A 15,275-nucleotide genomic window follows, 5' to 3' on the forward strand; every position below is an offset into this window, starting at 1 on the left:
AATCTGTAACAGGGATGCTTTTTTATTACCATCAAGTAAAAATTGTTATTTCACTCTTTTTCAGAATTCTAAGTATATTTTATTAATCTCTGGTAGTACAATGATCGTATAAGACATAAGATAAAATTGAGGACAATGCCTTTGTTATTTTTAGGGAGTGATAGAGATGCGTGAGAGGAAAAATCATTATTCTATTAGAAAATTAACAATTGGAGTTGCAAGTGTCTTAATTGGGATTAGCTTTTTCGGGATCAAAGCTGATACAGTTCAAGCGGAAACCAGCAATTCTAATGAATCAATTTCTCAAGAGAGTGAACAAACTAACGCCAATACTTCTGAGTCGGCTCAAGATATTAAACCAGCTACTACAGAAAGACAAAATGCTGATAAGTCGCACGTCGTAGAAGCCAAGGCAGAAACCACTGCTGATAGTCCGTCTAATTCTACTACCAGCAATGTGCAAGAAGATAGAACTGATCCAGCTGCTAACCGAGATAAAATTGGCAAAGAGGCTCCATCTGCGAGTGCTACTTTTGGCAAAAACAGTACATTAACTATTGATCATGGTCAGCTCGATGAAAAGCAAAAGACTGCTAAATTAACTATGAATTCAGCCAACTTTCAAGCTGGTGACACTTATACTATTACCATTCCTAAGAAGGGTGGTCTGAGTTTAGGAACAACCGATGTAGCAGTTTTGGCTCCTGTTTTTGGGAAGACTACTTTTACTGAAACTATCGATTATTACAAGATCGAAGATCATTTCATTAATGGTGGCACTATTACTCAAAACATTAATCTGCATTATGATCAGAATATAAATCCCTTAGCCTCGATGACTAATACGATTACAGTTGATACTACGGGTTCTGCAGAAAAGCATGCCAGCTTGAAGGTTATCGCAATCGGTAAAGAGCCTGAATTAAGCGCAGATTTAGTTCATGTTCCCCAACCTATCATTAACGGACAAGAATTTACGACCCGTCCTGCTTTAACCTTGGGGACACCACTGAAGGACTTTAATCAAGTTGATCTGAACTTAGCCTTGGATAAGAATTACAAGTTAACTAATATTACTTTGAACGATGAAGATCAGTCATTAGTTCTAACCCCTGATCAATTAACGATTGACGCCAATAATGTAGCTCATATCGTGTTAAATGAAGAACAGATCACTAGCTTATTAAAGGGGCAGTCAAATCACTTTAACTTTAAGATAACCGGCCACTTCGATATTCCGGCAAGTGATTTTGTTAATAAGAAGTATCATGCTAAGTTCTTAGATAAAGATAAATCAACTATTTCGGGTACGATGGTTAATGTGACTACTAAGCCTAGCCATATAGGGACCATTACCGGTACAGGCGTTGATGACTTAACGATTTATCCAACTGTGAAAGATATTGATTGGGCGGCCACGGTAAATTATTTAACGGAATATACTGCCCATGATAAAGATAATCCAGGCAAGGACACTAGTGGAGTTATGGTTGTTGATGGCAAGGCAAGTTCTACTACTGATATGCATTACTTTACGCTCAGCAATCAATCGACGGTGGATATAACAGATGCTAACCTAACCGTTGACCTGCCTGATGGATATAATGTTCCGGCAACTTTAACTTTGTCAGAGAATACAATCTATCAAGATCAAGATCCAGATAATATTAATTTTATCGTTAGCTACGTTGATGGTACTTCCGCAGTGATTACCCCTGACCAATTTGGCAATACTTTAACATTTCACGTAACTCCGAATAAGAAAATCAGATCATTGAACGTACGAATAGCCCAATGGAATCCAGATGTTGAATATGATCTGTCATCTAAGCACGGCACTTATTCTAAGACCTACGCTAATGGCCAACCAGTACTAGTTGGCGATCTTTTGACTACCAAAACGACTTTGTCTTCACCTAGTTTTAATGGTGAAGTGATGATGCCAATGACAACGGTCATTGATCGGCTGGTTAATAAAGTTAAGGAAGCCACATTTACCGCTGTATATCCATTTTTACCTAATCAGACTAGTACGGTGCCCGGCGAGAAAAATGCCGGTAGCCTGACTTATGAAACCTGTGTATCAAATAATGGGCATCCAATGTTGAAGCATCCAATTACCTATATTATGGTGCCTGATAATGCGGAAGTTGCCGATCTGTCAAAAGTTACAGTTAAATATTCAGGAGCATATGTAGACTATCAGCCACTATTGACACCAAAGTCAGTGTCTGTAATTACGGTAGATGGTCATCGCTTTGTTAAGTGTGACTGTTCTAACTATGACTTGCTAGAAGACGGACTGAATGTGACAGTTCCTTACTCAAATGCTCCAGACGTGCAGAATTCAACTAAGCCAAGTGTCTTCTTCACGGTTGCTGATAACCTTAAGAACGGTAATCTGAATGAGCCTGATCACACTGTTGCTCAGGCTCTAAAAGGCTTGGTACAAAAAGAAAAGATTGATACTAGCAAAGTTGTTTATAATGGCTCAATAGGCGTTTACTCAGGTTCTTGGATAATTAATACTGTTGAGGGAATGTCATCTGCCACTATGGTCTCAGGGAATACCTCAGGTATTTCAACTTTAGCTACGCAGGATGTACATGGAATTAATCCAGATCAAATGAAGATCTATGGTTCAATCATCAATGCCACTAATAATCAGATTGCTAATGCTTACCAGATTATCAACATTCCTGATAGGCAAGATAAGGTTAGTCAATTCACGCCAACGATGTCCGGGCAGGCTAGCTTAATCGATGCCGTCAATGGCACGGATTTATCGAGTGCTGGTGAGTTGCTGTATTCCACTGCGTTGACAGATTTGAATAACGCACAAGCTGCAGCTGCTGATGGGCACTGGCTAACGGCAGATCAGATAACTAATTGGTCCAAGGTCAAGTCAGTCATGCTCAAGTTTGATAGTAAAGCTTTACCAGGAAAGACTTCAGCCCGGGTTGAGATTCCTTTAGTAGATAAAGACATCTATCAACATGTTGGCAAGAGCATTAGCGTTTCAAGTGCTATCTTTAGTGAAAACAAGGCTTCTAGCAATAGCAATTTGCCTAACTTGACTATTTTACCGGGGAAGCCTGCTTCAGCTAAGCTGACGGTGACTGGACAAGCAAAGGTTAACGTCAAGGTGCATTACAAAGATGATCAAGGCAATAATCACTATGTTGATCTGCCAGATCAGGCTAAGACTTATCACGAAGGTCAAGATATTATGAAGCCAGAAGACTTCATGACTAAGAATAGCGACTTGACTGATGCTGATCGTATCTTGTTGCCTGCTGGCATAGTAATCAATTGGGCAGCGGGACCAACTATTCAGAACTCAGATGCTCAATATGCAGCTGGTTATCAAAATGGAACAGCTGCTTTTGATCAAACTGTTGCTCCAGATTTTGATGGCGATACATTAATCTATGAAGGCGCATTTGCTAAACCAGTAACTGATACACATAAAGTTACGCGGACGATTAAGTTTGTTGATCAAAATGGAAAACAGATTTATCCCGATGTTGCCCAACATTCTATTGAGTTCACCAGATCAGGCTTTGAAGATCCATTTACACATAAGATCGCGTGGGCTGAAATTCCTGGCAGCGATATTTTGCCTCAATACCAAGTACCGAAAATAGATGGCTATACGCCTGATGAGAGTCAGGTTGCACAAGCTACTGTTAAATTTGGCGATCCAGATAGTGCTATAACTGTAACGTATAAAGCAAATTCACAGGTAATTAAAGTTAACTTTATCGACGACACTACAGGTGAGACACTTAATAGTAAATCATTAGATGGTATAAGCGATGCAGATGCTAACTACAATACTAAGGCCGATATTAACAATTATGAAAAGCAACATTATGTTTTGGTAAGAGATAGCAGTGATGGACAAGATTTGATTTTTGATCATGATGATCAGGCAACGCAATCATATGATGTCCGCTTTACCCACGATACCAAGCCAGATAGTCGTCAAGATACTGTCACTCGTACGATTACCTACACTGGTGCTGGAAATAAGACGCCAAGTGCTGTAACGCAAAGCGTTCACTTTACTCAGGCAGGAACTAAAGACTTAGTGACTGGTAAGACGAAGTGGAACGATGTAGCTGATCAGAACTTTGTCTCGGTTGGTACGCCAGAAGTAGCAGGCTATACGCCTGATAAGAGTCAGGTTGCACAAGCTACTGTTAAATATGGCGATAAGGACACTACAGTTACTGTCACCTATGTGGCTGATAAGCAACAAGCAAAGTTGCGCTTCTATGACGATACCGCGAAGAAATTCATCGATGCCGCACCTGTTCTTGATGCTAGTGGCAAGACTGATGCCCAGGTAGGGTTCACCATTCCAAACAGCTATGACTTTAGCAAGTACAACTTTGTCAATGTGACAAAGGGCGCTGATCCTGAATCTACTGACCAATTAGCAGGCGCTGATTTATCAGCTGTTCAATACGGCAAGTACGATACGGATGACAAGAAGGATCAGGTCTTCGTTGCTCACTTTACTCATAAGATTAAGGCAATTAATGAAAAGGTAACGGTAAACGAAACCATTCATTATGTCTATGAAGACGGTAGCAAGGCTCATGATGACTATCAAGCAACGCCGTTGGTATTCACGAAGACAGGGACCAAAGACTTGGTAACCGGAGAAGAAAAGGCAACTTGGACGAAATCACAAAAGTTCGCCGAAGTTGCATCCCCAGAAATCCCAGGCTACACTCCAGATCAAGCCGTGGTACCTGCAGTAGAAGTAGCTCATGGCGACAATGATGTAGTAAGAACGGTAACTTACAGCAAGAATATTGAACCACAAGAGCCAACTACTCCAACTGACAATCCAGTAACGCCTAAGGCACCTGAAGAGCCACAACAGCCTGCGACTCCGGATGATAATTCTGACGTTGTACGCCCACACTCTGATAATTCACCTCAAAAGAAGCAGGATAGCAAGCAGACCAACAAGACTACTGAAGTTAATAAGACTGTTAAGAGATCTTCAACTGTGAAGCCTAAGGCTACAGCTATTACTAAGCGTAATGGAACTAAGGTTCAATTAGCTACAAAGGACGCTTCAAAGCAGAGTAATCCTAAAGCTGTAGTTAATAGCACTAGTACGACGGTTGTTAACAATAAAGGCGAAAAGAAAGCTGAAACTTTACCACAGACGGGTGAAAAGGACAATAAACTAGGTATCTTAGGATTATTGACTCTGTCGCTAGCAAGCTTGTTTGGATTTAGTGAGAAGAAAAAGAAAGAGGACTAGACAGTTTAGGTAAAATTTGAATATTGAAAAAGCATCCCTGCAGATGATTGCGAATAGGGATGCCAAAATAATTTGTGAAATAGCTGCACTGTCTATGTGTAGCTATTTTTGCTTCAGAAAAAATAATAGGGCTATATGAGAAAGACCGGGTACTATCAATAGCGGTAGTGCCTGGTTTTTGATTGGTAAAATGATTAAAGGCAGTGTAAGTTTTCCACCATTTTCAGACTTTTATTTTATATTAGAGTAGCACTTTGAGAGACTAACTCTAGTTGGCTTGCCGTCGGGGGTTCCAGTGGAATCCATTAAGCCTGAGAGTGCTTGAACGATAGTATCGTAAGCAGCTTGCTTAGACCAAGGACCATATTGACCAAAACCAGAAATTGAAGCAAAAATCAATTTAGGATATTTCTTAACCATTTCTTCGGGATCAAAACCTAAACGGGTCATGATACCAGGACGGAAGTTTTCTACTACTACGTCGGCTTTAGAGATCATTTTTTCTACTAAGGCATGGTCCTTAGGATCTTTTAAATCTAAGGCGATTGATTCCTTGCCTGCGTTACAAATTCTAAAGTATTCGCTAGAACCATCTGCGATATATGGCCCCATGTGACGCGTGTCATCGCCTGTTTTTCTTTCGATATGAATTACCCGGGCACCACTATCTGCGAGCATTCTGGTGCAGGTAGGGGCTGAGAGGACGTGGGTAAAGTCAATAACGAGCATCCCGCTTAAAGGATAAGGTTTGTTTTTATCTAAATGACTGTTTTTTGCTTCTAGCTCAGCATAATTAGGTTCTGTCATAGTTGTACGCTTTCTATTTTAAAAAGAAAAAGCTGTTCGAAGTGAACAGCTTTTTGATGAGAATAAATTAATTATTCACCCTTGATAACTTCAGTACGTGGATTCTTAGGACCTTGAGCCTTAGAAATTACGCCTTCTTCAGTCAATTTTTCGATTTGATCTGGATCATAACCAAGTGAAGCTAAAATTTCCTTGTTGTTTTCACCAAGATCTGGAGCACGCTTGTAGTTAGAAAGTGAGAATGGCAAACCAATAGTCTTGAACTTACCACGGTTACCACCTTGGTCGATGGTTACGATAGTACCATCCTTGTTCAAGTCCGGGCCATTTTCAATTTCGTGCCAGTCAAGAACTGGACCTACAGGAATACCAGCAGCACCAAGCTTCTTAGTTAATTCATACTTGTCGTATTGCTTAGTGTAGCTTTCAATTAATGGGTAAATTTCTTCCTTGTGTAATTGACGGTTGTGCCAGCCATCAAAGCGAGGATTAGTAATCCATTCTGGGTGACCCATAGTGTTGGCAATTGCTGCCCAGCTCTTGTCACTGTTTTGGATAACGATGTAAACATAAGCGTTAGGATTAGTTTCCCAACCTTTAGCCTTGTAAGTCCAACCGATAACTTGGCCACCTTCAGTGTTCTCAGCACGAGGAATTGCCTTGCCCCATTTCCAGTTAGGGTAAACAGCGTAGTGAGGAAGGGCACCTAAGTTGTCTAACATGATTTGGTTACGCAACTTGATACGGCAGAGGTTCAATACAGCGTCTTGCATTGACTGGTGAACAAAAGTACCTTCACCGGTGTGTTCACGTTGAAGAAGGGCAGCTAAGATACCAATAGTAAGGTGCATCCCTGGGTTTGAGTCACCTAAAGTAGCAGCTGATTGAGTAGGAACGTTGGCTTTGCCTTCGTTCCAACCAGTAGCAGAAGCAGCACCACCAGCAGATTGAGCAACTGGTTCAAAGAAGTGAGATGACTTTCTTACCAGTTTCAACAGCTGCAGCAATGGCATAACCTAAGCCGACACCCATTACGCCCCAAGTACCAGTATCAAGACGGTGACGAGGTTTTTGCATGCCGATTAAGTTACGACCGATGTCCAAAGTGTTGGCACCTTCACTTACGATGTAAGTATCTGGATGCTTTTGCATTAAGTCATTGATGGGTTCAATCGCACTGTAAAAGCCTAAAGTTGGCTTAGCTTCTGAAGCAGCAATTCTTTTAGCAAATTTTTCATTGTTAGCTTCACAGGCATTCTTAATTGAATCTAGCCAGTCTTGAGGGGCCTTAACGTCAGCTTTTTCAAGGGCTGCGTTTAGTTTTTGCAAAACAGAGGTAATGTCACCTTGTAATGGGGCATCGATCTTTCTGTTTGAGTCAAATTCAGTAGCGTCAATATCGACTTGAACAAACTTAGCGTCTTCATTAAACAATGGAGCCTCACCATTTGAAAGCATCCAATTAAGCCGAGCACCGATTAATAAGACTACATCGGCTTGACCTAAAGTAAATGGATGAGCTGAAGCAGCTGATGATGGTGAGTCATCTGGTACAACGCCTTTAGCCATTGACATCGGCAAAAATGGAATACCAGTCTTAGTAACTAATTCTCTGACTTCTGCTTCACTTCTAGCATAAGCTGAGCCCTTACCTAGGATAATAGCAGGGTGTTTAGCGTTCTTTAATAATTCAACAGCACGTTCAACACGATAAGCTGCTTTACATAAAGGTTTAGCAACATTGTATTGATCAAGTCCTTCATAGTCTCCACGGTCGAGGTCGATGATATGACGATCTGATGAACCTGAGATCATAATCATTGGGAAGCAATTCTTAGTGGCTTCTGCTAAAGCAGTTAAACCATTTAAGAAACCAGGAGCAGAAATTGTTAAGGCTACACCAGGCTTGTCGGTAAGAAAACCAGCAGCAGCGGCTGCGTCTACAGCTGCATCTTCTCTTCTAAATTCATAAAACTTCATACCCTTTAATTTAGCTAAACGTGCAAAGTCAGTAACTGGAATGCCGACAACACCATACATGTTGTTTAAACCGTTTGCTTGTAAAGCATCGATTAAAAGTGCAGCACCAGTAAGTGATACATCTTGTGTCACGAAAAAAATTCTTTCAAAAAATCACCAAATGCTTATGTTTATGCATTTCAAAACCAAGATACACCTCTTGAATTGTATATACAGGCATAATTGAATAATAAGGTACGTTATTTTAATATACGTATATAAAAATAAGCAAGTCCTAATATATTAGAACTTACTTATTATACTTTTATTCAAAATTGTCCATTTCTTCGATTGCCTTTTCCCAGGCAGAATTTGCTTCATCTAATTTCTGTTGTACATCAGAAAGCTGTTCTTGCAGTGGCCCCAATTTATCAAAGCTTGAAGCAATTTCTGGATTGGCCATTTCGGTTTGGATTTCTTGCTCTCGTTCTTCAAGCTGTTCAATTTGTTTTTCTGCATTATCAATTGCACGCTGCAACTTTCTCTTTTGAGAATCACGTTGCTTTTGCTCTTGGTAAGAAAGTTTTTGCTGGCTAATTTGTTTGCTTGGCTCGACTTCTGTCTCAGCGGCACTATTTTCAGCCATAGCTGCTTGTTTTGCCTTCTCATCAAGATAATAAGAATAATTGCCATCGTAGACTTTAGCATGCCCATCGCGAACTAAAACAATCTTATTAGCTAGTTGATTGATAAAGTAACGGTCGTGGGAAACAAAGAGCAGGGTACCATCAAAGTCTTTTAAAGCTTTTTCTAGTACTTCTTTTGCTTCGATATCTAAGTGGTTAGTTGGTTCATCCATCAGTAAGAAGTTATCATGCTCAAGTGATAAAACAGTTAAAGTTAACCGTGCTTTTTGTCCACCAGATAATTGACCTACCGTTTTATCAATGTCTTTAGCTGTGAATAAAAAGCTGGCTAAGATTGACCGTACATCGCGTTCAGGCATGGTTTTGTGACGATCCCAAACAGTATCCAATACAGTCTTAGATGGATCTAGTCCTTGTAATTCTTGGTCGTAATAACCAATCTCAAGGGATGCGCCATACTTAATTGAGCCACTCTTGGGCGTTAATTGCTTCATAATAGTCTTAAGCAGGGTAGATTTACCGATTCCATTTGGTCCAATGATCGCGACGCGATCTCCTTTATTAATCTGGAAGGAAATATCTTTAACCATGGTTTTATCGGGATAACCAATCGTCAAATCGTTGAAAATTAATACTTCCTTGCCAGAAGGATGATCGCTTGAAAAATGAATCCGTACCTTATTTTTATGTTTAGGTGGAGTAATCCGCTCAATTTTTTCTAGTTTTTTACGCCGACTTTGTGCACGCTTAGTGGTAGTTGCTCGAACCAAGTTTTTTTGGATAAATTCTTCATCTTTTTTGATTTCAGCTTGTTGCTTTTCATAAGCGGCTTCTTGGTCTTTATCACGTTGCTCGCGCTGCATGACATAGGCTGAATAGTTGCCCTTAAAAGCAGTTAATTTACCAAATTCTAGTTCAAAAATTTGGGTTGCTAAATGATCTAAGAAATATTGGTCGTGGGAAACCACGAGGATTGCACCACTGTAATTCTTTAAAAATCCTTCCAACCAATCTAGGGTATCTAAATCTAAGTAGTTAGTTGGCTCGTCCAATAACAACAGAGCAGGTTTGCGTAAAAGTAATTTAACGAAAGCTAACCGTGTTTTTTCACCACCGGATAAACTACCAATCTTTTTCTGCCAAGTACCTTCAGGAAACTTAAATCCATTTAAGATACTCTTGATATCAGATTGATAAGTATAACCGCCTTTTTGTTCAAAGTTGAATTGCTTTTGATCGTATTGCTTAAGCAATTCTTGATCTTCAGGATGATCTGCAATTTTTTCTTGTAGTTGGACTAAGCTTTTTCCTTCCCTTATTAAAGGAGCGAAAACGGTTTCCATTTCATCCCAAATGGTTTTATTTTCATCTAATGCATTTTCCTGAGCGATATAACCAACATCAATGCCTTTATTAACTGTAAATTCGCCGTGAGTTGGTTCTTGCTCACCTGTCATTATTTTTAACAGGGTAGTCTTACCAACCCCGTTAGGACCAACTAAGCCGATTCTGGCATTGGAATCGATTGAAAAATTAACATTTTTGAATAATGTGTTGGCCCCAAATTGTTGTTCTAAATCGTGTCCTTGTGCAATAATCATAATTTTTCACCTAACCACTATTCTACCATATAGCGCAAATTGTTTGTTTTTAAGTTAAATATGTGAAAAAATGATGATTTGTGAAAAAGATACTTGCATAAGTACTATCATAGCAGGTATGATAGTAGTGCTTGACTGTACATTCACAAACATTTAAGTTTGGAGGGTTCCTATATGGAAAAAATAAAAATCCCAAAAGCAACGGCAAAAAGATTACCATTATATTACCGTTATTTGATTATTTTAAATGAAGAAGGCAAAGATAAGGTTTCTTCAACTGAGCTGTCAGAGGCAGTTCAAGTAGATAGTGCTTCAATTAGAAGAGATTTTTCATACTTTGGTGCGTTGGGAAAACGTGGCTATGGATATGATGTAAAGAATTTATTGAGCTTCTTCAAGAAAATTTTGAATCAAGATACTTTAACTAATGTTGCTTTAATAGGTGTAGGTAATCTGGGACGGGCGCTGCTTAATTACAACTTTAAGCGCAGTAATAATATTCGAATTTCCTGTGCTTTTGATATCAATAAGGAGATTACTGGTCGTATCTTAAGTGGTGTCCCTGTTTATGACATGGACGACTTAAAGCAACAACTAAGTGATCAACAGATTACAATTGCAATTTTGACAGTTCCTTCAACAGCTGCTCAGAAAACTACAGATGAAATGGTTGATGCGGGTGTAAAGGGAATTATGAACTTTACTCCGATTCGTTTATCAGCTCCAGCTGATGTGCGAGTACAAAATGTAGACTTAGCAACCGAATTGCAAACGTTGATCTATTTCTTAGATAGTGATAAGGAAGATAAAGAAAATTAACAGAGGTATGAATTATCTTTGAAATCATTCATTTACGGTTGGGTCGTATTTGAATGATTTTTTTATAATGAAAATAAGAGGCAAAATTACAATGAGAATAGGTTCAGCTTTAAAAAAAGAGAGATTACGCATGGGATTGACTCAAGATGAAATGATCCAAGGAATTATTAAAAAGAGTCATTATTCAAAAGTCGAGCGAAATTTAGAAGGGATTTCTGCTGATAGTTTATTTGAAATTCTGTTTGCTCACAATATTGATATTGATAATTTCCTAGATCAAATAAAGGATGAATATAGGTCAGTTGAAGGCAAAAAAGCAATAAAGCTAAATCAAGAGGTTATAAAAGCTTTTAATGAATCTGCTACTAATAAAATGCAAGAAAAATTACATGATATTTTGCAATTAAAGGGTCAAACTATTTTTAAATATAGAGCTATTGTTTCTGTAGCTATTCTTAGTGGACAACTGAATTTATTGAGCCCTGATCTTAAAAAGCAAATTTTTTTGCAGTTTGCAAAGTATGATAACTGGTTTGAAAATGTGGATGCTTTACGCCTGCTTGCTAATTGCCTGCCTATTTTTAAGATAGAGCAATTGGACAACGTTATTAACCAACTACTTAGGCATTATTCTAAAAACAGAAGCTATTCAGAAAGAATGATCGAACGGATTGCCATTATTTGTAATAATTACCTATACTATTGCTTTTATTCCAATGTCGAGGGGAAGAATATTAGTGCTTGTCTAAAGTTTTTAAGTAATTTAGATTGTAGTTATCATTTTCTTTTTTATCATATTGCGGGAAAGTTTTATCTCAACTTATTTAAAGATGAAAAGAATGAAGCTAGAAAAATTAAAAAGCAGTTGATCTCTTATGGATATAAGAATTTAGTAAGTTCATGGAGGACGTAGTTTAGTAAGACGAAACTTTTGCAACAAATTTAATATTTGGAGTAATAATTAGATTATCGTTAAAAAAGCGAGATGATAAATTTGATTTGGGAATTACCTATTATTGTAAATTGATTTTTTATAAAAGGAAAGAAGGTGAAAAAAATGAGACTTGAAGAAGAAGTTGAATTTGGCCCGTACAATAAGCCAAATACTTGTAATTGTACTACAGCTTGTTAGACTGTGATTTACAAAAGACTGATGAAATATGTTCAATGTCTTAATTTAATGATATTGAGATGTATTATCAGTCTTTTTTACTTATAATGGAGAAAATAATGGAGAAATTAAAAACTAATCTGGGATTTTTAGGAAATAAGAAGGATAGAATTTATGTTAATATTCCAGGTATTGACAGTGATCTCTTAACTATTCGGGTAGATAATTATAAGAAAGCTTTTAAATATTTAACAGATATATCAATTAATGGCAAAAATCAAATAACAGATTCGATTTCAAAATCATATAATCAATTTTTGGCAAAGCAGAATTTACTTTATTTAGACTATGATATTCAAAAGGAAAAGAATGTTAGAGCACTAAATTTCTTTAATAATATTTCACCGCTACCTAGTCGATATTCTATACAAGATAAATTTAAAAATTATACTATTGCAATTATAGGATTAGGGACACTTGGTACTTCATTGTTACAGTACCTTATTCAATTAGGAATAAAAAATTTTGTATTAATAGATGGTGATAAAGTTGAGAAAAAGAATATTAGTCATCAAAGGTTTTATTCACTAGTAGATATTGGCAAAGCTAAGGTTAGTGTTTTAAAGGAAAAGCTTCCAACTATTTGTGAAAATATTAATGTAGTAGCTTGTAATAAATATTTATCCGAGAATAATTTATTTTCAAAAATAATTGACAAGAAACTGAATGCTGTATTTTGTGCTTTTGATAATGCATGCTAATTCAGATATTTTAAGAGACATTTTTGATTACTGCCATGAAAAAAATATTATTCCATATATTGCGGGATATAAACGAGAAAGTGTTACAGCACAATTACTTTCGACTAGATCTATTAAAAGTCTTATTACTGAGAGTGATCAATATGACATTATAAAAGAAAATTCTGGTGTAGGGTATTTAGGAGATATGGCTGCCATTTTATTAATAAGATTATGGCTACAAAGTATAGTTTCTTCTGCTGATTATGGTTGGGATTATTTAGAGTATAATTTGTTTTCTAATAAGCAGAGTTTAGTAGATAATAATGTACTGAATTATTATAAAATAGAAAGAAATACTACCTCTAATTTCTTTGATAAATATATTTTAAATCCTTATATTGATAAATTATATAGTGAATATTTGAGAACATCACAAAATCAGTATAAATTTGAAATAAGTACATTGTTGAAAAAGTTTAAAAAGAAAAATAACTTTGTAGAAAATACTGAGGAAAGACAATATGAAAAAATGTTGGACCACCTTACTATTTCATACAAAGATAAAATATATTCTATACAAGAATTTTATTATAAGGTCTTAGCAGAGAATCAGGTGCCTTTAAAAAAGTATAAAGAATTTTATCAGAAGTTATATAAGGTAAAAAGTAATGCACTAAATGTTTTAAAAGAGAAGCAGAAAAGAATTGCAAAAAAATACAGAAAATCTATTTCTAACTCTATTGAAGAAATCATTGATCCAATTGTAATCAATTTAAACGAATTATATTTTGAAAACAATAAGGTGGATTTTATTAAGTATAATCTAAATTATAAGTATAATTATAAAATGTCATTAAATGATCAAATAGAAAAAATTTGCCGTCTTGATAATTTTTTACCAGGTTACGAAATGACACAACATATTAAATATTTGTTTGATCATAATTTTATTGATATGAGACTGTAAAATAGTTTGTGTAAGGATGAATGATTCCTTAAATTTATTTCTTTAAACATTAGAAAAAGGAGTTCCTTTCTCGTATGATTGGTTTGAACAAAAAAACACATACAGAAAGAAGAACTCCTTCATGAATGATTTTACCAAAGATTTTGCTCAAGCTCTATTCAATCCAGACAAAATAAATGATTTATTGCGCAAAGAGCTACAACAGGCTGTTAATAACTTGCTAGAAGCTGAGTTGACTGCCTTTCTAGGCTATGATCCCTATGCCAGAAATGGCTGGAATACTGGCAATTCTAGAAATGGTGCTTATTTCCGCAAGGTTGATACCCAGTTTGGACCAATTGAAGTGCAAGTGCCTCGAGACCGCAACGGTCAGTTTCATCAGCACACGCTGCCTGACTACAAGCAGCACTCTGATGTTTTGGAAAGCACGATTATCAAGCTATACTCCAAAGGCGTAACTACCAGAGAAATCGCTGACTTGATTGAGAAAATGTATGGCAGTCATTATAGTCCAGCTCAAGTATCAAATATTTCCAAGCAGATGCTCCCCAAGATTGAGGCTTATCACAAGCGCAAGCTAAGCGACAAGTTTTTCTGTGTCTATTTGGATGCGACATACCTTCCTTTGCGCCGAGAAACGTTTGAGCGTGAAGCAGTATATATTGCCATTGGCATTAAACCTAATGGACATAAGGAAGTCATTGACTACTGCATTGCTCCTAGTGAGAACATTGAAGTTTGGACAGAGATGCTTCAAAACATGAAGTCCAGAGGCTTGAAGCAAGTTGAGCTTTTTCTTTCTGATGGTGTTGTTGGCATGAAAACAGCCTTGGCCAGGACTTATCCTAAAGCTCATTTTCAACGCTGCCTGGTTCATGTCATGCGCAATATCTGCGCTAAAGTACGCGTCGACGATCGTGAAAAGATCATGAACGAATTCAAGCAGATACATCAACAGACAAGCAAAAAAGAAGCTGCAGCTGTCTTGCACAAATTCTATGCCAAATGGAATAAAGCTTATAGCCATGTCATCAAAGGTTTGAAGGAAATTGAGCCCGATCTGCTAGTCTTCTACAATTATCCCAAACAAATCAGAGCTTCAATTTATTCAACCAATATGATTGAATCCTTTAACAACGTCATCAAGCGTAAAGCTAAGCCTAAGGCAGAATTTCCAACTGAACAGTCGCTTGATGCATTTATTGGCATCCAGGCAATGAGCTACAATGACCGTTATTTCAATCGAATTCATAAAGGCTTTGGTCAGGTTCAGGACACCTTAGAATCCTACTTTGATTAAATAAATAATTAAAAAATCAATTTACGAGAAAGAT

Annotated in this window: 7 protein-coding genes and 3 pseudogenes; 6 read left to right on the plus strand and 4 right to left on the minus strand. The window is 37.2% G+C overall.

What is annotated here, in order from left to right:
* Positions 1-166 precede the first annotated feature (166 nt).
* Entirely contained in the window at positions 167-5,287 is a 5,121-nt protein-coding gene (locus J6L97_RS02105) for a mucin-binding protein (RefSeq protein WP_057726771.1), read from the plus strand.
* A 255-nt stretch (positions 5,288-5,542) separates the two neighbouring features.
* On the opposite strand, the pseudogene J6L97_RS02110 reads toward J6L97_RS02105, so the two are convergent.
* From J6L97_RS02110 to J6L97_RS02125, 4 genes and pseudogenes are all read right to left on the minus strand, one after another.
* Positions 5,543-6,094, minus strand: a pseudogene (locus J6L97_RS02110) (CaiB/BaiF CoA transferase family protein); the annotation flags it as partial.
* A gap of 71 nt (positions 6,095-6,165) precedes the next feature.
* Positions 6,166-7,059 (minus strand): annotated as a pseudogene (locus J6L97_RS02115) (CoA transferase); the annotation flags it as partial.
* Between the two features lies 1 nt (position 7,060).
* Positions 7,061-8,206, minus strand: a pseudogene (locus J6L97_RS02120) (thiamine pyrophosphate-binding protein); the annotation flags it as partial.
* Between the two features lie 172 nt (positions 8,207-8,378).
* Entirely contained in the window at positions 8,379-10,301 is a 1,923-nt protein-coding gene (locus J6L97_RS02125; RefSeq protein WP_023488864.1) for an ABC-F family ATP-binding cassette domain-containing protein, read from the minus strand.
* 174 nt (positions 10,302-10,475) lie between these two features.
* Between J6L97_RS02125 and J6L97_RS02130 the strand changes: the two genes are divergently transcribed.
* The 5 genes from J6L97_RS02130 to J6L97_RS02150 all read left to right on the plus strand — a co-directional run bounded on the left by J6L97_RS02130 (position 10,476) and on the right by J6L97_RS02150 (position 15,241).
* Entirely contained in the window at positions 10,476-11,120 is a 645-nt protein-coding gene (locus J6L97_RS02130) for a redox-sensing transcriptional repressor Rex (RefSeq protein WP_023488865.1), read from the plus strand.
* 91 nt (positions 11,121-11,211) lie between these two features.
* A complete protein-coding gene (locus J6L97_RS02135) occupies positions 11,212-12,033 on the plus strand; it encodes a helix-turn-helix domain-containing protein (protein WP_057726772.1) in 822 nt (273 codons plus the stop codon).
* A 317-nt stretch (positions 12,034-12,350) separates the two neighbouring features.
* Positions 12,351-12,992: a ThiF family adenylyltransferase gene (locus tag J6L97_RS02140; RefSeq protein WP_057726773.1), complete on the plus strand. Its 642-nt coding sequence runs from the start codon at positions 12,351-12,353 to the stop codon at positions 12,990-12,992.
* Positions 12,958-13,941 (plus strand): hypothetical protein, encoded by a 984-nt coding sequence (locus J6L97_RS02145; protein ID WP_057726774.1) that lies wholly within the window; start codon positions 12,958-12,960, stop codon positions 13,939-13,941. The genes J6L97_RS02140 and J6L97_RS02145 overlap by 35 nt, the downstream gene beginning before the upstream one ends.
* 121 nt (positions 13,942-14,062) lie before the next feature.
* Entirely contained in the window at positions 14,063-15,241 is a 1,179-nt protein-coding gene (locus J6L97_RS02150) for an IS256 family transposase (RefSeq protein WP_005728142.1), read from the plus strand.
* The last annotated feature ends 34 nt before the right edge of the window (positions 15,242-15,275 follow it).

The sequence above is a fragment of the Lactobacillus crispatus genome, assembly GCF_018987235.1.
GTDB lineage: Bacteria > Bacillota > Bacilli > Lactobacillales > Lactobacillaceae > Lactobacillus > Lactobacillus crispatus.